At 63.8% G+C, this 22,578-nt stretch carries 20 protein-coding genes; 10 read left to right on the top strand and 10 right to left on the bottom strand.

Annotation, left to right across the window (positions count from 1 at the left end):
* The first annotated feature begins 4 nt into the window (after nucleotides 1–4).
* The 3 genes from dacB to PQR67_RS01060 all read left to right on the top strand — a co-directional run bounded on the left by dacB (nucleotide 5) and on the right by PQR67_RS01060 (nucleotide 4,165).
* Nucleotides 5–1,687, top strand: a complete 1,683-nt coding sequence (gene dacB, locus PQR67_RS01070; RefSeq protein WP_408453248.1) for a D-alanyl-D-alanine carboxypeptidase/D-alanyl-D-alanine endopeptidase — start codon at nucleotides 5–7, stop codon at nucleotides 1,685–1,687.
* 194 nt (nucleotides 1,688–1,881) lie between these two features.
* Complete coding sequence (locus tag PQR67_RS01065) at nucleotides 1,882–2,832, top strand: sterol desaturase family protein (RefSeq protein WP_408453246.1); 951 nt, start codon at nucleotides 1,882–1,884, stop codon at nucleotides 2,830–2,832.
* A 94-nt stretch (nucleotides 2,833–2,926) separates the two neighbouring features.
* On the top strand, nucleotides 2,927–4,165 hold the full coding sequence (locus tag PQR67_RS01060; protein WP_408453243.1) for an SGNH/GDSL hydrolase family protein: 1,239 nt from the start codon (nucleotides 2,927–2,929) through the stop codon (nucleotides 4,163–4,165).
* 1,040 nt (nucleotides 4,166–5,205) lie between these two features.
* Here the strand turns inward: PQR67_RS01060 and PQR67_RS01055 are convergent.
* The 9 genes from PQR67_RS01055 to PQR67_RS01015 all read right to left on the bottom strand — a co-directional run bounded on the left by PQR67_RS01055 (nucleotide 5,206) and on the right by PQR67_RS01015 (nucleotide 14,999).
* Complete coding sequence (locus PQR67_RS01055) at nucleotides 5,206–6,258, bottom strand: L-threonylcarbamoyladenylate synthase (RefSeq protein ID WP_408453241.1); 1,053 nt, start codon at nucleotides 6,256–6,258, stop codon at nucleotides 5,206–5,208.
* 10 nt (nucleotides 6,259–6,268) lie between these two features.
* The gene (locus tag PQR67_RS01050) at nucleotides 6,269–7,465 is read right to left on the bottom strand and encodes a 5-(carboxyamino)imidazole ribonucleotide synthase (RefSeq protein ID WP_408453238.1); all 1,197 of its coding nucleotides are present in this window, start codon (nucleotides 7,463–7,465) and stop codon (nucleotides 6,269–6,271) included.
* Nucleotides 7,466–7,567: 102 nt separating this feature from the next.
* Nucleotides 7,568–8,086, bottom strand: coding sequence for a 5-(carboxyamino)imidazole ribonucleotide mutase (gene purE / locus PQR67_RS01045; RefSeq protein ID WP_408453236.1), 519 nt, complete (start codon nucleotides 8,084–8,086; stop codon nucleotides 7,568–7,570).
* Nucleotides 8,087–8,241: 155 nt separating this feature from the next.
* Nucleotides 8,242–9,132, bottom strand: a complete 891-nt coding sequence (locus PQR67_RS01040) for a phosphoribosylaminoimidazolesuccinocarboxamide synthase (RefSeq protein WP_028196245.1) — start codon at nucleotides 9,130–9,132, stop codon at nucleotides 8,242–8,244.
* A 132-nt stretch (nucleotides 9,133–9,264) separates the two neighbouring features.
* On the bottom strand, nucleotides 9,265–10,329 hold the full coding sequence (gene fba / locus PQR67_RS01035; RefSeq protein WP_408453234.1) for a class II fructose-bisphosphate aldolase: 1,065 nt from the start codon (nucleotides 10,327–10,329) through the stop codon (nucleotides 9,265–9,267).
* A 273-nt stretch (nucleotides 10,330–10,602) separates the two neighbouring features.
* Nucleotides 10,603–12,039, bottom strand: a complete 1,437-nt coding sequence (gene pyk / locus PQR67_RS01030) for a pyruvate kinase (RefSeq protein WP_408453804.1) — start codon at nucleotides 12,037–12,039, stop codon at nucleotides 10,603–10,605.
* 427 nt (nucleotides 12,040–12,466) lie between these two features.
* Entirely contained in the window at nucleotides 12,467–13,660 is a 1,194-nt protein-coding gene (locus PQR67_RS01025; RefSeq protein ID WP_408453231.1) for a phosphoglycerate kinase, read from the bottom strand.
* A gap of 272 nt (nucleotides 13,661–13,932) precedes the next feature.
* On the bottom strand, nucleotides 13,933–14,256 hold the full coding sequence (locus tag PQR67_RS01020; protein WP_120349370.1) for an AzlD domain-containing protein: 324 nt from the start codon (nucleotides 14,254–14,256) through the stop codon (nucleotides 13,933–13,935).
* The gene (locus PQR67_RS01015; protein ID WP_408453223.1) at nucleotides 14,253–14,999 is read right to left on the bottom strand and encodes an AzlC family ABC transporter permease; all 747 of its coding nucleotides are present in this window, start codon (nucleotides 14,997–14,999) and stop codon (nucleotides 14,253–14,255) included. The genes PQR67_RS01020 and PQR67_RS01015 overlap by 4 nt, the downstream gene beginning before the upstream one ends.
* A 191-nt stretch (nucleotides 15,000–15,190) precedes the next feature.
* Between PQR67_RS01015 and PQR67_RS01010 the strand changes: the two genes are divergently transcribed.
* The 6 genes from PQR67_RS01010 (at nucleotide 15,191) to PQR67_RS00985 (ending at nucleotide 20,055) form a co-directional block, all read left to right on the top strand.
* Entirely contained in the window at nucleotides 15,191–16,114 is a 924-nt protein-coding gene (locus PQR67_RS01010) for a branched-chain amino acid transaminase (protein WP_408453219.1), read from the top strand.
* Nucleotides 16,115–16,195: 81 nt separating this feature from the next.
* Entirely contained in the window at nucleotides 16,196–16,390 is a 195-nt protein-coding gene (locus PQR67_RS01005) for a zinc-finger domain-containing protein (protein WP_408453216.1), read from the top strand.
* Nucleotides 16,391–16,654: 264 nt separating this feature from the next.
* A complete protein-coding gene (gene waaF, locus PQR67_RS01000) occupies nucleotides 16,655–17,680 on the top strand; it encodes a lipopolysaccharide heptosyltransferase II (RefSeq protein ID WP_408453213.1) in 1,026 nt (341 codons plus the stop codon).
* Between the two features lie 169 nt (nucleotides 17,681–17,849).
* The gene (locus PQR67_RS00995; RefSeq protein WP_408453211.1) at nucleotides 17,850–18,296 is read left to right on the top strand and encodes a nuclear transport factor 2 family protein; all 447 of its coding nucleotides are present in this window, start codon (nucleotides 17,850–17,852) and stop codon (nucleotides 18,294–18,296) included.
* Nucleotides 18,297–18,356: 60 nt separating this feature from the next.
* On the top strand, nucleotides 18,357–19,490 hold the full coding sequence (locus PQR67_RS00990) for a YheT family hydrolase (RefSeq protein ID WP_408453208.1): 1,134 nt from the start codon (nucleotides 18,357–18,359) through the stop codon (nucleotides 19,488–19,490).
* Nucleotides 19,483–20,055: a DUF2946 family protein gene (locus tag PQR67_RS00985; protein WP_408453205.1), complete on the top strand. Its 573-nt coding sequence runs from the start codon at nucleotides 19,483–19,485 to the stop codon at nucleotides 20,053–20,055. The genes PQR67_RS00990 and PQR67_RS00985 overlap by 8 nt, the downstream gene beginning before the upstream one ends.
* Nucleotides 20,056–20,125: 70 nt before the next feature.
* Here PQR67_RS00985 and PQR67_RS00980 read toward each other — a convergent pair whose 3' ends face one another.
* Nucleotides 20,126–21,859, bottom strand: coding sequence for a M48 family metalloprotease (locus PQR67_RS00980; RefSeq protein WP_408453202.1), 1,734 nt, complete (start codon nucleotides 21,857–21,859; stop codon nucleotides 20,126–20,128).
* Nucleotides 21,860–21,993: 134 nt separating this feature from the next.
* Here PQR67_RS00980 and moaC point away from each other — a divergent pair, with 134 nt between their 5' ends.
* Nucleotides 21,994–22,470 (top strand): cyclic pyranopterin monophosphate synthase MoaC, encoded by a 477-nt coding sequence (gene moaC / locus PQR67_RS00975; RefSeq protein ID WP_408453200.1) that lies wholly within the window; start codon nucleotides 21,994–21,996, stop codon nucleotides 22,468–22,470.
* The last annotated feature ends 108 nt before the right edge of the window (nucleotides 22,471–22,578 follow it).

Genomic DNA, 22,578 nt, shown 5'->3' with positions numbered 1-22,578 from the left:
GTCCATGACGCACGCTTTTTTCCCTGCTTCTTTGTCCGCCCTTCTACGTTCCGTTGCTCGCCGTGTCGCGCTGCGTTCACGCTCTGCTGCCTCTGCCGACTGTGCCGCCTCCCCGCCGCGCCGCTTCGCGCCGCGCACGGCGGCGTGGCTGCTCGCCTGCGCCGCGCTGGGTAGCGGCGCGGCGCTGCCGCTTGCCGCGCAGGCGCGCCTCAAGGCCACCCATCCGAGCGTCAACGTCACCACGGTGCTGCCGCAAGCGGTCATGGTCGGACTGCAGCGCGCGCACGTGCCCTTGTCGTCGATCAGCGTGGTGGTCGAAAAAGTCGGTGACCGCACACCGATCGTCGCGCTGAACGCCGGCAAGCCGATGATGCCCGCCTCGACGATGAAGCTCGTCACCACCTACTCCGGCCTGTCGATCCTTGGCCCGGACTACCGCTGGCGCACGAGCGCCTATGCGGACGGCACGCTCGACGCCAACGGCGTGCTGCACGGCAATCTGTACATTCAGGGCACGGGCGATCCGAAACTCGTGCCCGAAGAACTGATCGACCTCGTACAGAAGATCCACAAGGCGGGTATCACCGGTATCGACGGCGCGCTGGTGCTCGACAAACGTTACTTCGACACCTCCACGCGCGATCTGCCGCCATTCGACGACGACGCCACCGCGCCGTACAACGTCGGCCCCGACCCGCTGCTGTACGCCTTCAAATCGCTGTCGTTCACGCTGACGCCCTCCCCGGACGGCAGCGTCGCGATCGACGTGCTGCCCGCGCTCTCGCAGTTGCAGATCGACAATCAGATGCACGCCGTCAACGGCCCGTGCCGCGGCGACGCCGCCTCTGTCTCGCCCACCGTGACACCGCAGCCCAATGGCACCGTGGTGGCGTCGTTCGACGGCGACTACTCGGTGCGCTGCGGTCCGCGCACGATCAACGTCGCGGTGCTCGACCACACCGCGTTCTTCGCGGGCGGCTTTCTTGCGCTGTGGCAGCAAACCGGCGGCACCTTCAACGGCGTGACCCGCGAGGGGGCCGTGCCGGTCGGCGCGCGCCTCGTCGCCACGCATCAGGGGCCGGTGCTGTCCGACATCGTTCGCGACATCAACAAGTTCAGCAACAACACGATGGCGCGCAACCTGTTCCTGACGATCGGCGCGACGGAAGAAAAACCGCCCGCCACGCCCGCCAAATCGGCGCGCGCGATCGAGGCGTTTCTACGCCGCGACAGCGTCGATATGCAATACCTGGCGCTCGACAACGGCTCGGGTTTGTCGCGCGACGAGCACGTGACCGCGCTCTCGCTTGCCGATCTGCTGCAGCGGGCCAATGCGAGCCCGGTCGCCCAGGTGTTCGTGGAGTCCCTGCCGATTGCCGGCGTCGACGGTACGATGCGCAACCGCCTGACCAACCAGGGCGCGGGCGGCAACGCGCACATCAAGACCGGCACCCTGCGCGACGTGCGGGCGATCGCCGGCTATGTGGCATCGGCGGACGGCAACAGCTACGTGGTGGTGAGCCTGATCAACGACCCGCATTCGGAGGCCGCGCGCGCCGCGCATGACGCCTTGCTCGAATGGGTCTATCAGGGTCCGTCCCAGGGATTCACGAAGGTCTCCGATACCGTCGCCGAGCCGCGCGGCAGCAAGCCCAGGAAAAACCCGCACAAGCGCGCAGTCCATTGAGGATTCCTTCTATAGAACCCGCGCGCCGCAACGCGCCCAAGCGTGTACGCTGTCGGGCAGTGTTTGAGGTGCGCGTAAAACGCAACACGTAGCGCACGGACCGCGCACCTGTTACGCAAGCGTGGCCCGATCAAACAAAAACGACAACGTCCGCTGCGGCAAACGCAGCGCCAGGGACCACGGAGGAAGACACCATGCAATTCGATGCCGAATTGCTGCTGCTCGCCATGGCGCCAGTCTTTCTCGCATGCATTGGCTGGGAGGCGTGGCACCTGCGGCGTACGCGCCCCGGCGCGCAGCTCTATAGCTGGCGCGACACGTTCTGCAACGCCGCGCTCGCGCTGATGCAGCAAGCCGCCGACAAGCTCGCGTGGCTCGCGATCATCCCCGTCTATGCGTTCTTCCACGATCGCTATCGCGTCACCACGTGGCCCGCGACCTGGGTGTCGTTCGTCGTGCTGTTCGTCGCTCAGGATCTGCTTTATTACTGGTTTCACCGCTGCAGCCATCGGGTGCGCTGGCTGTGGGCCGCACATGTCGTGCATCACTCGTCGGAACGGATGAATTTTTCGACCGCGTTCCGGCAGAGCCTGATGTATCCGATTGCCGGCATGTGGCTGTTCTGGATTCCGCTTGCCGTGCTCGGCTTTCCACCGAAGCAGATCGTCGCCATCGTGCTGATCAACCTCGGCTTCCAGTTCTTCGTGCATACCCAGGCGATCGGCAAGCTCGGCTGGCTCGAATACGTGTTCAACACGCCGTCGATTCACCGCGTGCATCACGCGCGCAACGACCGCTATATCGACCGCAACTATGCCGGCGTACTGGTGATCTGGGATCGCCTGTTCGGCAGCTATGTCGACGAAGATCCGCTCGAGGCGCCGGTGTACGGCATCGTCGAGCCGCTCCATACGTACAACCCGCTGAGGGCGACGTTTCACGAATGGGCGTCGATGGCCGCCGATTTCGTGAGCGTGCAAGGCTGGCGCAACAAGTTGCGCGCCCTGTTCGCACCGCCCGCATGGGCCGCGGATTATCACGCAGGCCGCGATGCCGGTGCGAGTACCCGCGTTGTGGCATCCGGGGGCAATTCGAATATCGAAGACAAGCATACGGCCGCGCTTCAAACCCCGCGCAGGCCGTAGAAGATTCTGTAAGCTGTCGTCACGCCGCCGACGCGGTGGGCGCTGCCTGCAACACATGGCATCAGGGCCACACATACGAGGAGATGTAGTCAACATGAAACAAACAGCATCGAAGCAACGCAATTTCGTCCGCGTCACGCAGATCGCGATCGCCAGTGCTGCGTTTGCGCTACTCGCGGCTTGCGGTGGCGGCGGCAGCGATAACAACAATTCGAGCGGCAGCACGCCGGCGGGCGGCGTGAAATTGCAGGTCGTGTCGTTCGGCGACAGCTTGTCGGATGTCGGCACGTATGCGCCGGTGATTCAGTCTAGCTTCGGCGGTGGCCGCTTCACGACCAATCCGGGCGAAGTGTGGACCCAGAAAGTCGCCGAGTACTACGGCGGCACGTTGACTGCGGCGTACGTGGGCGGCTTCGGTCAACCGCTGGTCGCGACGGGCGGGTTGGGCTACGCGCAAGGCGGCTCGGACGTCGTCAATCCGCAAGGTGAAGGTTGGGCGCCGAACAACATGGCGGCCACGACGGTGCCGGTGGTGACCCAGGTGGCAAACTACCTGGGCGCGCATACGAGCTTCAACGCGAATCAGCTCGTGCTGGTGAACGGCGGCGCGAACGACATCTTCCAATTCTCGACCGCTGCCAACCTGACGGCGCTCGGTACCGCGCTGCAGACCGCCTTGGTGAAGGGCCAAGTGCCGAACACGCAGGCGGGCCAGGTCGGGTTCATTGTTGCCTACCTGCAGCAGCAGCCGAGCCCGCAGATCGCTCAGGCCGCCGCCCAACTCGCCGCGCAAGTCCAGAACATCGTCAATTCGGGGGCGACCCACGTGGTGGTGTCGACGGTGCCGGACATCGGCAATACGCCGCAAGGTGTCCAGGCCAACCTGGCCTCGCCGGGCGCGGCTGCACTGCTGACGGGGATTACCGCAGCGTATAACTACATGCTGGTCCAACAGATGACCACGCTCGGCCTGCTCGGTACGGGCAAGGTCATCGTGGCCGATGCGTTCACGTGGCTGGATCAGCAGTTGCCGAACTACCAGGCGCTGGGCTTCACGGTATCCAACACGGGTACGGCGTGTAACCTGACGTCGATGATAGCCAACGCAACCAAGTACGCTACCGCCAATCCGAGCGCGACGAACGGGTTGACGCCTGCCCAGTACGGATCACAGTTCGGCTCGTCGCTGTTCTGCTCGCCGCAGACTTATACGGTGGCTGGCGCTGACCAGACGTATATGTTCGCGGACCTGGTGCATCCGAGTACGCATACGCATGCGTTGTTCGCGCAGTTTGTGCAGCAGCAGATTGCGGCGACGGGTTTGGGGAAATAACTTGAGGCGGGGCCACGGTGTGGGTGTGGTTTTTGCCTGCGGCGGTGGCCTTTTCTTGAGGTGGTTGCCTTCGCGGCGCTTTTTGTTTGTGTGCCTGTGGCGTTGGCCTTTCCTTGAGGTGTTTGTCTTCGCGACGCTTTTTGTCTGTGTGCCTACGGCGTTGGCCTTTCCTTGCTTTGTTAGCGGTCTATTAGCGTTCCCCCTGTGCGGGGGGGCACCTACTTTTCTTTGCCTGCCGCAAAGAAAAGTAGGCAAAAGAAAGCGGCTCAAACCGCTAATTCTTAAGCGGGTCCCCCGCGCAGTCACGGTAGTGGTGCATCTGGAATCCGTGCTCTCGCACTTTCGGCGTGAGTGACAAGGCACTCATTCTTCCGGCGGCGCTGCGCGCGCCGAACCCTACTTCATAAAACCACCCGCGGAGCGCTCGCTCCCGCGGATTCACCCAGTTCCCTGATTCGTCGTTGCGTCGTTGCGTCGTTGCGTCGTTGCGTCGTTGCGTCGTTGCGTCGTTGCGTCGTTGCGTCGTTGCGTCGTTGCGTCGTTGCGTCGTTGCGTCGTTGCGTCGTTGCGTCGAGCATAACTGCAGCCGCCGCAGCGAATGCAACGCATCCACATTTCATTTGAAGTGAGGTTCGCCGATAACAGCGAGAACGCCTCGCCGAGGCGAAGCCGATGGCCCCCACCGCTGCACGAAACGAAGCACCCGGTTTCTCTGGCAGACCCGTCCGCGACGCACGCAGTGCGGAGTGGGAGCTGATGAGCCCTTTGTCGCTAACGGGGAATGTGCGAGAGCACGGATTCCAGATGCACCACTACCGTGACTGCGCGGGGGACCCGCTTAAGAATTAGCGGTTTGAGCCGCTTTCTTTTGCCTACTTTGCTTTGCGGCAGGCAAAGAAAAGTAGGTGCCGCCCCGCACAGGGGCAACACTAATAGACCACTAACAAATCAAGGAAAGGCCCAAAAATTCAGAGCAAGGAAAGGCCAACCCCGCAGGCATACAACCAAAGCCCCGCACAGGCAAAAAAAAACCACACCGATCACCCTTGCGCATCAAAAGCAGCCGCAGCCCGCCCTAACCTGTCATTAACAGCAATCCACTCAATCGTATCAGGCAACTTCTCGATAAGAATCCGCGACACATTCGCGCGATCCAGCGCCCTTAGCAAGCCATACAACTCACGCGCATACACGTGCGGATCCTCAGGTGCAGCAATAAAATGCACCCCCGCCGCTTCCGCCCAAGGTCCGGCACGTGACGCACGCGCGACCAACGCAACACGCTCGCCCGCTTCGCGCGCGGCAAGCAAAGGCTCGAGCGCGCCAAACGGCAACAAAGCCAACGGCGTACGCGGCGCATAGTGCGCCTTCAACGTACCGGACGCGCGCGGAGCCGTCGCATCCGACCCATCGGCCAGACGCGGCGCCTCGCCGAGCACATCGGCAATATCCTGCGGCGTCACACGACCCGGCCTCAGCAGCGCCGGAAACCCACGTGACAAATCCAGAATCGTCGATTCGATCCCGACGTCCGACGCGCCACCATCCAGCACATGAATCGCGCCGCCGAATTCGTCGCGCACATGCTGCGCCGTGGTCGGACTCACGTGACCAAAACGGTTCGCCGACGGCGCAGCAACCCCGCCATGCCCGCCGCGCAACGCGCTAAATGCTTCCAGCAACGCCTGGGCAACCGGATGCGACGGGCAGCGCAAACCCACCGAATCCTGCCCACCGCTCACCGCCGCATTGATTCGCGCCGCGCGCTTCAGGATCAATGTGAGCGGGCCCGGCCAGAACGCGTCGATCAAGCGCTGCGCCTCCGCTGGCAAATGCTCGACCCAATAGTTCGGATCGCCCTGCGGCGCCAGATGCACGATCACCGGATGATTCGCCGGCCTGCCCTTCGCCGCATAAATGCGCGCGACGGCATCCGGACTTTCGGCATCGCCGCCAAGTCCGTAGACCGTCTCCGTCGGGAACGCGACGAGGCCGCCCGCATCGAGCAGTGCGGCGGCGTGCTCGATCTGCGCGGCGCTCACCGGTAAGGCGCTCGCGGCGCCGCCTTCGGCAGGTTTGCTGTGATCCGGCATGGCGTTCGCGTCAGCTCGTGATGATGTGCAGGAGCCGCGCGCAATCGCGCGCCGCCGTGCGGGCTTCTTCGAGCGTCGCGGCCGTGAAGTTCACGTGACCCATCTTGCGGCCGCAACGTGCTTCTTCCTTGCCGTACAGATGCAGACGCGCCGCCGGCATCGCGGCGACTTCGTGCCATGGCGGCGTGAGCGCCGCACCCTTCGGACCGCCCGGAAACCAGACATCGCCAAGGATGTTCAGCATCACCGCCGGCGAATGCTGGCGCGTATCGCCAAGCGGCATGCCGGTCATCGCGCGGACCTGCTGTTCGAACTGGCTGGTCGCGCAGGCGTCGACGGTGTAATGGCCCGAGTTGTGCGGACGCGGCGCCATTTCGTTGGCGACTAGCGTGCCGTCTTCGAGAATGAAGAACTCCACGCACAGCACGCCGACATAGCCGAGTTTGTCCGCGATTTGCAGCGCGGCCTGCTGCGCTTGCTCGACCAGCGTCGAGCTTGCATCCGGCGCGGGCACGATGGTGTGCGACAGCACGCCATCGCGATGCGTGTTCTGCGCCAGCGGATACACCACCGACGCGCCGCTCGCCGCGCGCGCGATCAGCGCGGACACTTCGAACTTCAACGGCAAACGCTTTTCCAGCACGCACGGAACGCCCGCCAGCGACGCATGCGCCTCGCGCACTTCCTCGGCATTGCGCACGCGAATCTGGCCTTTGCCGTCGTAGCCCATGCGTGCCGTCTTGAGAATGCCCGGCAACACCGCTTCGAGCTTCGCATCGTCTAGCGCGGCCAGCGCGTCCGACGATTCGATCACCACATGCGGCGCCACCGTCACGCCCGACGATGCGATAAAGCGCTTCTCGGCGATCCGGTCCTGCGCCACGGCGACGCAACGGCCGGCCGGGCTGACAAACGTGGTTTTCGCGAGGAAGTCGAGGCTCGCGGCCGGCACATTCTCGAACTCGGTCGACACCGCCGCGCACAACCGCGCGAGTTCGGTGAGCGACGCTTCGTCGTCATAAGGCGCGCGGATGTGGCGGTCGGCAACCGCGCCCGCAGGACTATTTTCGTCCGGGTCGAGCACGGCGACACGATAGCCCATCGCCTGAGCGGCAAAGCAGAACATGCGGCCGAGCTGGCCGCCACCGACCATGCCAAGCCATGCGCCGGGCAGAATCGGTGAAACCGGTGTGTTGTCTGGATTCATCTTAGTGGTCGGTCACGGCCGGATGCGCATGCAAAACGTGCAATAGCGGCACCCGGCCGGGGGTCAGACATGGGGACGTCTAAAAGCAATCAGCCTTGGCGCTTACAGCGCCGGCAGCACCATTGCGTGGGCCGCTTCGTTCTGGCGCACGCGGAACGCAGCCAGTTTCTCTGCATATTCAGCGCTCGTACCGCTCAGAATCGACACCGCGAACAGCGCCGCATTCGCCGCGCCCGCCTCGCCGATTGCAAACGTGGCGACCGGCACGCCCTTGGGCATCTGCACGATGGAGTGCAATGAATCGACACCCTTCAGATACTTGCTCGCCACCGGCACGCCAAGCACCGGCACCGTGGTCTTGGCGGCCAACATGCCGGGCAGATGCGCCGCGCCGCCCGCACCCGCGATGATCGCGCGAATGCCGCGCTCACGCGCGCGCTCGGCATATTCAAACATCTCGTCGGGCATCCGATGCGCGGACACGACCTTGGCTTCATACGGCACGCCGAATTCCTGCAGAATCGCGACGGCGTTCTTCATTACTTCCCAGTCGGAACTGGAGCCCATCAGCACGCCGACAACGGGCGCGTCATGTGTATGGGCAGTCTGGACTTCACTCATCTTACGGCTTCCTGGTTTCTTGAGAACGCCCCCAGACCTGTCGCTTCGCGCCATGCCCCCCGGAGGGGGTGATCCCCCAAGGGGACTTCCATCGGCGCGGACAGCCTGGGGCGGTCCGGCGTTGTCTCACACTGCGCGGATCTAACGAGGTGCGCTCAAGCGAGCTTGTGTCCCGTCAGACGTTCGAGCGCTTCCTGATACTTCTCGCCCGTCTTCGTGACCACGTCGTCCGGCAGCTTCGGCGCGGGCGGCTCTTTCTTCCACGGTTGGGTTTCGAGCCAGTCGCGCACGAACTGCTTGTCGAACGACGGCGGGTTGGTGCCGACCTGATACTGGTCAGCCGGCCAGAAGCGCGACGAATCGGCGGTCAGCGCCTCGTCCATCAGGTACAGCTGGCCGTGGTTGTCCAGACCGAATTCGAACTTCGTATCCGCGATGATGATGCCGCGCGTGGCGGCGTAGTCAGCGGCTTCCTTGTACAGCTTGATCGAGATGTCGCGGATCGTGGCCGACAGTTCGGTGCCGATGCGGCGCTCCATCTCGTTGTACGTGATGTTCTCGTCGTGGTGGCCCATTTCGGCCTTGGCTGCCGGCGTGAAAATCGGCTCAGGCAGCTTCTGCGCGTTCTGCAGACCCGGCGGCAGTTCCACGCCGCAAACGGAACCGGTTGCCTGGTAGTCTTTCCAGCCGCTGCCGGCCAGATAGCCGCGCACCACAGCCTCGACGAGGATCGGTTCGAGGCGTTTCACCACCACCGCGCGGCCCTTGACCTGTTCGACCTCGTCAGCCGCCACCACGGATTCGGGCGCCACGCCCGTCAGGTGATTCGGCACCACATGCTTCAGCTTCTCGAACCAGAAGTTCGCCATTTCGTTGAGCACACGGCCCTTATTCGGAATCGGCTCGCCCATGATGACGTCGAACGCCGACAGACGGTCGGTCGTGACGATCAGCAACTGGTCGTTGCCCACCGCATAGTTGTCGCGGACTTTACCGCGGCCGAGTAGCGGCAGCGAGTGGAGCGTGGATTCGTAAAGGGTAGACATCGTCGTGGTTCGCTAAAAGTGGGGCAAAAAGTGTGACCGGAACAAAAGGGAAACGCCGTTCCCCGGATGATGCGGGAACGGCGATCGAACGACAACCTGGCCAATCAGCCAGGTGCAGAGCCTGGTTATAGCTTAGCGGACGACTTGCGCAAGGTCGCCCGATTTGTACTTTTCCGCGATTTTATCAAGCGAAACCGGCTTGATCTTGCCAGCCTGGCCTTCGCAGCCGAATTGTGTGAAGCGTTCGAGACAGATCTTCATCGCGGCTTCGCGCGCCGGCTTCAGGTAGTCGCGCGGATCGAACTTGCCCGGATTGGTCGCCATGTAGCGGCGAATCGCGCCGGTGATCGCCAGACGCAGGTCGGTGTCGATGTTGACCTTGCGCACGCCGTGCTTGATGCCTTCCTGAATTTCCTCGACCGGCACGCCGTAGGTTTCCTTCATGTCGCCGCCGAATTCGCGGATTTCCGCGAGCAGTTCCTGCGGCACCGACGACGAACCGTGCATCACCAGGTGCGTATTCGGAATGCGCTGATGAATTTCCTTGATGCGCTGGATCGACAGGATGTCGCCCGTGGGCTTCTTGCTGAACTTGTACGCGCCGTGCGAGGTGCCGATCGCGATCGCCAGTGCGTCGCATTGCGTCTGCTTGACGAAGTCGGCAGCCTGTTCCGGGTCGGTCAGCAGTTGCTCGCGGGTCATCGTGCCTTCCGCGCCGTGGCCGTCTTCCTTGTCGCCCTTCATGGTTTCCAGCGAACCGAGCACGCCCAGCTCCGCTTCCACCGTGATGCCGATCGAGTGCGCCGCTTCAACCACCCTGCGCGAAACTTCGACATTATATTCGTACGATGCGACCGTCTTGCCGTCGGCTTCGAGCGAACCGTCCATCATCACGCTGGTGAAACCGCTGCGGATCGCCGCCATGCAAACCGCCGGCGATTGACCGTGGTCCTGGTGCATCACGACCGGAATATGCGGATACGACTCGACTGCCGCTTCGATCAGATGACGCAGGAACGGCTCGCCCGCGTACTTACGCGCGCCGGCCGATGCTTGCATGATGACCGGAGCATTGACCTTGTCGGCCGCAGCCATAATGGCCTGCACCTGCTCCAGATTGTTCACGTTGAATGCCGGAATGCCGTAGCCGTTTTCGGCGGCATGGTCCAGCAATTGACGCATTGATACGAGAGGCATGCTGTAACTCCTTAGATTGAAACGAATTCTGTGCCGTCGGCATCTTTTGCGGCGATTTTATCGCGAAGCAAGCTGCATACCCGTTCACACATTCCCTAAAGCGCATCACTTGCGGACCTTTACCGCACGCGCGATTGGAGTCTGTGCGCCGCCTCTCGCGGGGCATGACAGCCTGCTTCGCTCAATCAAGCCTGCGTGCCGATCGAGCAATTTGCCGTGTCGGCGGGGGCGAGTGCTTTAGCACTTACTCCCGCCCCACACACAGTGCGCCGATCAATACGGCTCGCCGACGCGCACGATCTTCAGCGTGTTGGTGCCGCCGGCCTGACCCATCGGCTCGCCGACGGTCAGCACCACCATGTCGCCGCGCGACGCGTAACCCTTGCTGACCACGGTTTCCAGCGCCTGCTGCAACGCGGTGTCGCGGTCGCTGCTGGTGTCCAGATGCAGCGACGTGACGTTGCGATAGATCGCCATGGCCCGTTCGCTGCCGACACGCGGTGTGAGCGCGAAAATCGGCACGTGCGTCCAGTGACGCGACATCCACAACGCCGTCGACCCTGACTCGGTCAACGCGACGATCGCCTTCGCACCCAGGTGGAACGCCGTGAACAGCGCGCCCATGGCGATGGACTGGTCGATTCGCGTGAACGTGCGGTCGAGGAAATCCTTGTCCAGCTCCGACTGTTCCGACTTCTCGGCTTCCACGCAGATCGCCGCCATCGTCTCGATGGTCTGCACCGGATACTTGCCCGCTGCGGATTCGGCCGACAGCATCACCGCGTCCGTGCCGTCGAGCACCGCGTTGGCGACGTCCGACACTTCGGCACGGGTCGGCACCGGTGCGTAGATCATCGACTCCATCATCTGGGTCGCGGTGATCACGAACTTGTTCGATTCACGCGCCATACGAATCATGCGCTTCTGCAGTGCGGGCACTGCGGCATTGCCCACTTCCACGGCCAGATCGCCGCGCGCGACCATGATGCCGTCCGAGGCGTCGAGGATGCCTTGCAGCGCCGGAATCGCTTCCGCGCGCTCGATCTTCGCGATCATCTTCGGCTTGATGCCGTAGGGCGCGCCCGCGATGTTCGCGAGCTGGCGGGCCATTTCCATGTCGGTGGCGTTCTTGGGGAACGATACCGCGACGAAATCCACGCCGAGCGACATCGCCGTGCGGATGTCTTCCATGTCTTTGGCCGTAAGGGCCGGCGCCGTCAGACCGCCGCCCTGGCGGTTGATGCCCTTGTTGTTCGACAGATCGCCGCCGACCTTCACGGTGGTGTGGATCTCACTGCCGAGCACGCGCACCACGTCGAGCACGATCAGGCCGTCGTTGAGCAACAGCACGTCGCCCGGTTTCAGGTCGCGCGGCAGATCTTTGTAGTCGAGACCGACACGGTCGTCGTTGCCCAGCTCGCACTCGGCATCGAGGATGAACGGATGGCCGGAAACGAGCGTGGTCTTGCCGTTTTCAAACTTACCGACCCGAATCTTCGGGCCTTGCAGGTCAGCCATGATGGCAACTTCACGGCCAGCCTGGCGGGCCGCCTCGCGCACGAATTCGGCGCGCTGGCGGTGGTCGTCGGCGGTGCCGTGCGAGAAATTGAGCCGCACCACGTCGGCCCCTGCCTGAATCATTTGCAGCAGGATTTCCGGCGTGCTGGAAGCCGGTCCGATGGTAGCGACAATCTTGGTGGCGCGATGCATGAGTCTCCTCGTCTGGGTGAGATCGCTGGAATGAGCGCTGCGAGTCGGATGCGGAGGCTGCGCACCGAAGGGTGCTGCTGGGGGCTGCGCGCCGGTTGAAACCAGCGTCGCTTTATGGGGTGAAGCGGTATTCGACACCGGCGCGGGGCGCGCCGATAGGGGGGCGGGTGCGACTTCTACGTCCGGGAGTTCAGCCGGCGAGTGGGCGGTTTGTCCGTTGGACAATTCCGCTGCCTCGCCGACCGTGGTCAACTCCGCGAGCGCGAGGGGCGACCCGGATTCTTCCTGCTCGATTGTCACAACCGCTACCGCTTGTGACACAGGGGTGGAGCGCGCTTCGCGCTCCACCGCCGTTGCTGCTGCGGTATTGCGCGGCTTGCCGCCGCGCGCTTTTGCAGACTTCGCTGAGGGGGAGCGCGTCGCCACGTTAAGCCCGCGATTCCAGAACAGCGACCGCCGGCAGCGTCTTGCCCTCGAGGAACTCAAGGAAGGCGCCACCGCCCGTGGAAATGTAGCTGACCTTGTCGTGGATGCCGTACTTGGCAATGGCCGCCAGCGTATCGCCACCGCCGGCAATCGAGAACGCCGACGATTTGGCGATCGCTTCAGCCAGGGTTTTGGTGCCGTTGCCGAACTGATCGAACTCGAACACGCCAACCGGCCCGTTCCACACGATCGTGCCGGCCTTTTCCAGTTGTGCGGCGAGCACCTTGGCGGTTTCCGGTCCGATGTCGAGGATCAGGTCGTCGTCTTGAACATCCGCGACGGCCTTCACTTCAGCCTTGGCGGTCGGCGAAAATTCTTTCGCCGTCACCACGTCGGTCGGGATCGGCACCGAGGCGCCGCGGGCTTTCGCAGCCTCGATGATGACTTTGGCTTCGCTGACCAGATCGGCTTCGGCGAGCGACTTGCCGATCTTCAGGCCGGCCGCCAGCATGAACGTATTGGCGATGCCGCCGCCGACGATCAACTGATCGACCTTGTCGGCGAGCGACTTCAGAATGGTCAGCTTGGTGGACACCTTCGAGCCGGCGACGATCGCCACCAGCGGGCGCTTCGGCGCGCCCAGCGCCTTGCCGAGCGCTTCGAGCTCAGCGGCGAGCAGCGGGCCTGCGCAGGCGACCGGTGCGTACTTCGCGATGCCGTGCGTGGTGGCTTCGGCGCGGTGCGCAGTGCCGAACGCGTCGTTCACGTAGATATCGCAGAGCTTCGCCATTTTCTGCGCGAGCTCGTCGGAATCCTTCTTTTCGCCCTTGTTGACGCGGCAGTTTTCCAGCAGCACGACCTGGCCCGGCGCGACGTTCACGCCGTTTTCGACCCAGTTGGCGACCAGCGGCACATCACGGCCGAGCAGCTCGGCCAGACGCTTCGCGACCGGCGCGAGCGAGTCTTCCGGCTTGAATTCACCTTCGGTCGGGCGCCCCAGGTGCGACGTGACCATCACGGCGGCGCCTGCGTCCAGCGCGGCCTTGATGGCCGGCACGGAGGCGCGGATGCGAGTGTCTTCGGTGATGTTGCCTTGATCGTCCTGCGGCACGTTCAGATCGGCGCGGATGAACACGCGTTTGCCGGATAGCTTGCCTTCGGCGATCAGATCGGAGAGACGCAATACCTTGTTCATGGGCGTGTATGTGCGAGTTGATGAGAAGGCGGTGGCGGACGACGCGCCAGGAACCTGGCGCGGCAGACTCCAGCGCTTCGGCACGGCAGCGGCTCCACCGAATCGGGCGCCGGCGGCCTGGCCGCGGCTGTCGCGCCATGCAGCGGGGCGCTTGTCCCAGAAACGAGCATTTTAACTGATCCCCACGGCCTTCTGACCCGCAACCAGGCGAATGTCCCGTATTTGGAGAATGCGCCACGCATGCCGCAACGCAGCATTTCATTCCCAATCAACTACATAAAGAGGCGCAAGAGCGTGAACACGACCATTCCCACCACAATAGTACCGAGCATGGTGCGCCGCCACATAAACCACGCGAGACCGGACAGCGTCGCGTAAAACTCGTGGTTCGACGGTGCGAAGGAGAGCCCCTCCGGGGTTGCCAGCACATCGGGCAGCACGACGGCAGCCAGCGCCGCGGCCGGCGCATAGCGCAGCATCCGCTGCACGCGCTCCGGCAAAACCGTGCGCTCGCCGCCGATTAGAAACATGGCGCGTGTCACGGCGGTGACGAAGGTCATGCCGATAATGGCCAGCCAGATCTGCGTGGATGTCATTGGGAATCTCCGGCGCTGTTACGGATGCGGCGCAAGTCAGCACGCTCGACCATCAGATCGGCTGCACTGCCCGCGACAATCGCCGCGATCACCGCCAGCGGCAGCGCGAGCCGGTACGGCAGGTCGAACGCCAGCAGCGACACCACGCCGGCAATGCTGACGGCGACCAGCGTGGCAAGCGTGGCGATCGCCGACACCATGATGGGCAAGAGCGCCAGCGTGCCCGCGAGCGCGAGGCCCCAGTTGTCCGGAATCAGGCTCGCCAGCAGGATGCCGACAATCGACGAGACCTGCCACGACAACCAGCTGCACGTCGCCATGCCCCAGAAGTACGCCTCCTTTCCCGGTACGTAGCCGGTCTGGAAGCTCTTCTTCTGGAACAGCAGATAGATCACGTCGCCGTTGAAATAGCCCAGCACGATGCGCCGCCACATCGGCAAATAGGAAAAATGCGGAGCAAGACCCGCGCTGAAGATCACAAAACGCGTATTGACCATGGCGGCCGTGAGCAGCACGGTCCAGATCGGCAGCTTGGCGGCCAGCAGCGGCAGCACCGCCAGTTGCGACGAACCGGCGTAGCACAGCAGCGACATGGAGAGTGCTTGCGGCAACGTGAGCACGGACTTGCTCATCGCAATGCCGGTGACGAGACCCCAGGAGAAAATCGCCATCAGCGTGGGCGAATAGGCGCGCACGCCCTCACGGAAGGCGCGGCGATCGGTATCTGACAGGCAAGCGAGCATGAGGCGAAGCGGACGCGAGGCGGCGCCACAACGAAGGGAAGTCGGCGCCAGGTCGTCAAGCACCCGCTGGCGCATCCGGATTTGAATTATGCGTGCGCCGAATTATAGCGCCCGGCATGCGGCCAAATGCCCGTTTCGTGTGCAAAAGACGCTAAAATGACGCTCTTTCACCGCACCCGCTGGAGAATCTTATGTCAATGGCCGACCGCGACGGCAAGATCTGGATGGATGGCAAGCTCATCGACTGGCGCGACGCCAAGATCCACGTGCTTACCCACACGCTGCATTACGGCATGGGCGTTTTCGAAGGCGTACGCGCCTACAAGACGGCGGACGGCGGCACGGCAATTTTCCGCCTCCAGGAACACACCAAGCGCCTGCTGAACTCGGCCAAGATCTTCCAGATGGACGTGCCGTTCGACCACGAAACGCTGGCAGCCGCACAGCGCGAAGTGGTCCGCGAAAACAAGCTGGAATCCTGCTATCTGCGCCCGATCATCTGGGTCGGCTCGGAAAAGCTCGGCGTGTCGGCCAAAGGCAACACGATCCATGTGGCGATCGCCGCGTGGCCGTGGGGCGCTTACCTCGGTGAAGACGGCATTGCCAAGGGCATTCGCGTAAAGACTTCGTCGTTCACGCGCCATCACGTGAACGTGTCGATGGTCCGCGCCAAGGCGTCGGGCTGGTACGTGAACTCGATCCTCGCCAACCAGGAAGCGATTGCCGACGGTTACGACGAAGCGCTGCTGCTCGACGTAGACGGCTACGTGTCGGAAGGCTCCGGCGAAAACTTCTTCCTCGTGAACAACGGCAAGCTGTACACGCCGGATCTGGCGTCGTGCCTCGACGGCATCACGCGCGACACGGTCATCACGCTGGCGCGCGACGCGGGCATCCAGGTCATCGAGAAGCGCATCACGCGCGACGAAGTCTATACCTGCGACGAAGCGTTCTTCACCGGCACCGCCGCGGAAGTCACGCCGATCCGCGAACTCGACAACCGCACGATCGGCTCGGGCACACGCGGCCCGATCACTGAGAAGCTGCAATCGGGCTTCTTCGATATCGTGAACGGCAAGAGCGACAAGTACGCGCACTGGCTCACCAAGATCTAACGCGCGCTGCGCCGGCCCTTCGGCCCTCGGCTTTTTTTGCCGGCGCAACGCACGCACCCTGCATACAACGAGAAAGTCCCCATGAGCGAAATCAAGGAAATGCCGCTGGTCGAACTGACGGCAAAAGACCTGCCGGCGTACTGCCCGAATCCGGCCATGCCGCGCTGGAGCGCGCATCCGCGCGTCTTTATCGACGTCACGCACGGCGAAGCCAAATGCCCGTACTGCAGCACGCGTTACAAGCTGCGCGAAGGCGAAGTGGTCAGGGGTCACTGATCTTGAGCACTGCGCACTGAGCGCTGATCGTTTGCTGCGCTCCTTGCTGGCGCGCCTGCTGTCTGGTTCGTCATGTGACGGGTCGACTGAGCTTTTGCAGCAGGTGGCGGCAACGCAATCGCTTCGCAGCAACGCCGCAGCCGCGGCGGGACCGGTCACGCCGGATCCGCGCCGCAAGGCGCGCGGCTTTTCCCCTTTTACCCAATCGAAGGCCACGCGCATGGTTCGCGCGGCGCTTCGTTTCGACACCGGACACCCACTCTGATGCGTCGCGCGTTGGTTATCGCACCGAACTGGATCGGTGACGCATTGATGGCGCAGCCGCTGTTTGCGCGCCTCGTGAAATTGCATCCGCGCATCGTGATCGACGCAGTCGCGCCCTCGTGGGTCGCGCCCGTGCTCGAACGGATGCCCGAGATCCGCGACGTCTACGCAACCGACCTGGCGCACGGCAAGCTGCAGATGCTGCGCCGCTGGCAACTGGCGAGCGACTTGCGCGATGTCGGCTACGACGCGGCCTATGTCCTGCCGAACTCGCTCAAATCGGCACTGATTCCATGGATGGCGGGCATTCCGCTACGCATCGGCTACACCGGCGAAAGCCGCTACGGCTTGCTGAACGTGCGTCACGCGAATCCGCGCAAGGACGAGCGCCCGCCCATGGTCGGCCAGTACGCCGCCCTTGCCTACGCGCCGGGCGCCAAAGTCCCCGACGACCTGCCCATGCCGCGCCTGGACGCGGACCTGAACGAAGCGTCGCGGGTCTCGGCACGCTTCAATCTGGATACGCGCGTGCCGCTGCTGGTGTTCTGCCCGGGCGCCGAGTACGGTCCGGCCAAGCGCTGGCCGCCCGAGCATTTCGCCGCGCTCGCGCAGATCGTCGGCCAGTCGTTCCCGTACACGCAGATCATCGCGCTCGGCTCACCCAAAGACGCGCCGCTTGCCCAGGCGATTGCGGATAAAGCGCCGAACGTCCGCAACCTGTGCGGCCAGACCGCGCTGGGCGAGGCTTGCGCGCTGATCTCGCGGGCCAACGCGGTCGTCACCAACGATTCCGGGCTGATGCACGTGGCCGCCGCGCTGCGCCGGCCGCTGGTGGCCGTGTACGGTTCGACCGATCCGCGCCACACGCCGCCCTTGTCCGAGCTTGCGAAGGTACAATGGCTCCATCTCGAATGCAGCCCCTGTTTCCAGCGCGAGTGTCCGCTCGGGCATCTGAACTGCCTGAAGCAGTTGAGCGCCGAGCAGGTATTCGGCGATTTGCGCGGCATGTTGCTTGCGCAACGTTGAATTAGGCTGATACTTGCACGCAACACCGCACGCCCCAGAGCGCGTCGCGTCATGTTCGCGCCTTGAGGCGCGGGCATTCTCGCGCTTGGGTGCGATTGTCCGGTGCTCCGGACTGTCCCGCTGACCGCTGCCCCGCAACCGCGCGCCGCGCACAAGAGACTGACGAGCCATGCCACGTTTTGCCCATATCTTCGAAGCCGCCGCCGATACGCTGAACGCCTATTACCAGGCCGTCGCCGAGATGAATATCGACAGTTTGATGGGCCTGTGGATCGATGAGGAGTTCGTGAGTTGCATTTGCGCCGACGGCTCCCACCTGCACGGCCTCGACAGTATTCGTGCCGGCTTGCAGATCCAGCTCGAAGCCGCGCGCGTTGCGATTGAACCGCTCGATATTCGCGTCTATGACAGCCTCGGCACCGTCGTCTACGCCATTGCCGAAGCGCACCGCCCGGCCGATCCGAAGGCGGCGCCCGCCATGGTGTTCACCACTTACGTGATGGTCCACGAGCGTGGCGAGTGGCGGATCGCGCATATTCACGCGAGCCCGATGCCGAATGAGGCCGCCAGCCAGTTCGCCACCAAGATGCGGCATGGCCAGGGGTCGCTGCACTGACGCCTGGCAGGTGTTTTTTCGCCTGTTTCACCGGTTCACCCTTTTGGCTTCGACGCTGGCATGAGTACGCCTCGCAGAAAGTCCCCGTGGGGGACGACGCACGATAATTCCGCTTCCGCCGGCGCGCCGCGCGCCGCGGCCGCTGTCGGGACCACCATCGAGAGCACCGTCGATCTGCTCTACCGCGCGCCGCTCTGGCTGCCGAACCGGCATGTGCAGACGATTGTCCCGTCGCTGTTTGGGCGGCGTCCGGCAATCACGTTCCGGCGCGAGCGGTGGGATACGCCGGATGGCGACTTCATCGATCTCGATTGGGTCGTGCATGACGGCCAGGCGGCTTCCGCACTGACGTCCTCGCTCCCGCCCTCCCCGCCGCACGTTCCCGCACAAGACGCGCCCTTGCTCGTCCTGTTTCACGGCCTCGAAGGCAGTTCCAGCTCGCACTATGCCGCCACGTTCATGGCGGCCGCGCGCGAGTACGGCTGGCACGGCGTCGTGCCGCACTTTCGCAGTTGCAGCGGAGCGCTGAACCTCCTGCCGCGGTTCTATCATCTCGCCGACAGCAACGAAGTCGACTGGATTCTGCGCCGCCTGCGCGCCGCGCATCGTGGACCGATCGTGGCGGCGGGCGTGTCGCTCGGCGGCAATGTGCTGCTGAGCTGGCTCGGCGAACGGCGCGAAGATGCGTCGCAGGTGCTCTCGGCCGCTGCGGCGATTTCCACGCCGATCGACGTGCATGCCGGCGGCCGTGCGTTGTCGCAGGGCATCAACATGATCTACACGCGCAGCTTTCTGAAGACGCTGAAGCAGAAGGCCGAACAGAAGCTGGCGCAGTTTCCGGGGCTGTTCGACCGCGACGCGATGCTGGCGAGCCGCACGATGTACGATTTCGACAACGTCGTAACGGCACCGCTGCACGGTTTTCGCGATGCCAACCACTATTGGAGCAGCGCGACCACACGCCCGTTGCTGCCAGGCATCGCCGTACCGACCCTCGTGCTGAACGCGCGCAACGACCCGTTCTTGCCGGCCGAAGCGTTACCCGCTCAGCATGAGGTGTCGGCCTCGGTGGAACTCGATCAACCCCGGCATGGCGGCCACGCCGGCTTTATGACCGGACCGTTCCCGGGCCGTATCGACTGGTTGTCGCGGCGCGTGCTCGGCTATCTGGAGCGGTACGTCGATCATGGATGACATCGTCAAGCAGGCCCTGGCCAAATGGCCGAACGTGCCGAGTTGCACCGGCTGGTTGATGCTGGACCGGCGCGGCAACTGGCGCATGCGTGATGAAGCCGCTCAGGCCGGCGGTGCACCGGGTACGCCGATTCGGCATGAGGCGCTGCTCGGATTCATCAACCGGAATTACGACGTCGATGAACATGGGCAATGGTTTTTCCAGAACGGGCCGCAGCAGGTGTATGTGGAGTTGGGTTACACGCCATGGGTGGTGAGGTTGTCAGCCGATGCCGGGGGGGTGCTTTCCTTGACCGACCAGGCCGGTGGGGCGTTCGAGCCTGTCGCTGTGTTTGTCGACGATGAAGGTGGAATTCTGTTTGTCGACGGCTCCAAACCAACGAGGATCGCTGTTCTGCACGATCACGACCTCGAGGTTTTCTCCGATCACGCAACGTTGGGCGATGACTCGATGAGTGGCGTGTTTCGCTGGAACAACGGGGTAGCGTTGCCGTTGCAAGGTGTGCAACGAAATGAAGTGGCCGCTCGGTTCGGGTTTGTCGAAAGTCCGGCGGCGAGTGCCTAGATCGTTTGCACGCCTACCGTCTGGTTGCGTTGCGTTGCGTAGGCGCATTGTAATCAGATAGCGAAGCCGCCTAACTCTTCTCGTCCAGCCGCTCCTCTTTATAACGGCTCTCCATTTCATGTAAGCGGGCATCGACGGTCGCGAGATCGTAGTAGCCGATTTCCTTCATATCCCGCGCTTCCTTCAGTTGCCGGATGGCCGACGGCCATGCGCCCTCGAGCGCGAACTTCTCGGCCAATGCCCGACGCCGCGTCAACGTATCGCCGCTGCCGGCACTCGCCTGCGCGAGATACATCCACCACGCAGGCTGATCGGGTTGCACGCGCGTTTCCTGCAAAGCCAGGGCCTGCGCGTCGGCAAATCGCTTTAACGTCAGCAAGGTCTGGATATGCATGTCGATCGCGGCGTTCGACCGCGGCCAGCGCCTCTGCGCAAATTCGGCAAGACGCGCCGCCTCGTCGTCGTGCCCGGCGCGGCGTGCGATGTCGGCCGCCAGCACGTCGAGACTCGGCGAGCTGCGCATGAGCTCACCCTCACCGCCCTCATCGCGTTCGCCGCGTTCACCGGCTGCAAACGCAGCGCGTGACTTAAGCAGCGACGCCGCCGCCTCGTCATAACGTTCGAGCAGCATCTGCCCATAGGCAATCCCGTACCAGTTCGCGGCGACGTTCACCGCCGTACGGTCCTCGATTTCGGAGCGTAGACGCGAAATCTCATCGGCGTATTCGCCGCGCGAGCGCTCCTGCAGCAAGCGCGCCCGCGCCCGCACAAAACCATATTCGGACGTCTGATGCGGCTGCCGGTAAGGCGCGCGACGCGCACGGTCTTCCATGTCGGCAATCCGTTCGCCGGTCAGCGGATGCGTGCGAGCGTAGGCCGGGATGCCCGTGTCGCTCATGGCCGCGTGATCGAGACGGCCGAAAAACGTCGTCATCGCGTAGGGGTCGTAGCCGGCGCCGGCCAGCAGCAGAAAGCCGACGCGGTCCGCTTCATGCTCGGCGGAACGTGAGAAGCGCAACTGGTTGTCGACCGCATAAGCCTGGCCGCCAATCGCGATCGCGCTGCCGAGGTCGCCGCTGTGGGCGAGCACGCCCGCCACAATGCCGAACAGCAGGCCGGCGAGCGCCGCATAGGAGCTGCGCTCGCCGGTGGTGATCATCCGCGAAATGTGCCGCTGCAAGACGTGCCCCATCTCGTGGCCGAGCACGGACGCGAGTTCGGACTCGGTTTGCGTCGTCACGATCAAACCGGTGTTCACGCCGATAAAACCACCTGGCAGCGAGAAGGCGTTGATCTGCGTGTCGCGGACCGCGAACAGCTCGAAGGCAGGACGATAGCCGCCGATGTACAACGCGCTCGCTGCCGAGGAAAGTTTTCCCGCAACCGAATTCAGGTAGTCGCGCACCAGCCAGTCGTCGAGATAGTCGGGGTCGCGGCGCAACTCGCGCATCACGCGCTCGCCGAGCTTGCGCTCGGCTTGTGGCGTCAATGAGCCGGAACCGCCGTTGCCGAGGTCGGGCAGTTGCTGCGTGACGATCGGCGCGCGCCAGCCGGTTGCCGCGCCACTATTGCCGGAGAAGCGGCTCTGCGCGCCGCCATACACGCCGAATACGCCTTGGGCGATGTCGGGCGGCACGATCGGGTCGGCGAATGTTTCGGCCGGACCGCTTACCAGCGGCGGTTCCGCGGACTGCGTGTTGAGCGCGAGGTTCGTGTCCGAAGCAGCGCGCGATTGCGCAAACACACCCGGCGGAACCGCGAGTGCGACGGACAACAGCATCACAAGAAACGGTTTCGAACGCATCGCGAGGTCGATAAGACGAAGTCGAAAAGCGACGCCCGTCACTCGGACTAAGATAGCGGGCACAGGGCAATTGTAATCATCCCGGCCCGCCTGACCACACTGCTATGATAGGCGCCCCCTGAAGGAGCCCAACCATGCCTGAACTCACTCACTTCGACGCCGCCGGCCAGGCGCATATGGTGGACGTCGGCAGCAAGCAGGAGACCAAACGCATCGCGGTTGCGCGTGGCTCGATTCGCATGCTGCCGGAGACCTTCGCGCTGATCCGTGACGGCAACGCGAAGAAGGGCGACGTGATCGGCATCGCCCGCATCGCCGCGATTCAAGGTTCGAAGCGCACCGCCGATCTGATCCCGCTATGTCATCCGCTCGCGCTCACGCGCGTCAAGGTGGACTTCGATCTCGATGAAAAACTGCCCGGCGTGCATTGCACGGTGCAGGTGGAGACGCTGGGGCGCACGGGTGTGGAGATGGAAGCGCTAACCGCCGTGCAGGTCGGGCTGCTGACGGTGTACGACATGTGCAAGGCGGTGGATCGCGGCATGACGATCACCGATGTGAAGGTGTTGGAGAAGCACGGCGGGAAATCGGGGGATTGGGTGGCGGGTTGACGACTGGCAAGGTCGTCGCCCCGCTTCGCCTCTGAAGCTGAAGCTACGGCTACGGCTTCAGCTACGGCTCGGCTCGGCTCGGCTCGGCTCGGCTCGGCTCGGCTCGGC

Origin of the sequence: Paraburkholderia fungorum (assembly GCF_046026025.1) — a bacterium.
In the GTDB taxonomy this organism is placed as follows: Bacteria; Pseudomonadota; Gammaproteobacteria; order Burkholderiales; family Burkholderiaceae; genus Paraburkholderia; species Paraburkholderia fungorum_E.
The sequence above is the reverse complement of the archived record's forward strand: the minus strand, read 5'-3'. Positions and strand labels throughout refer to the sequence as shown.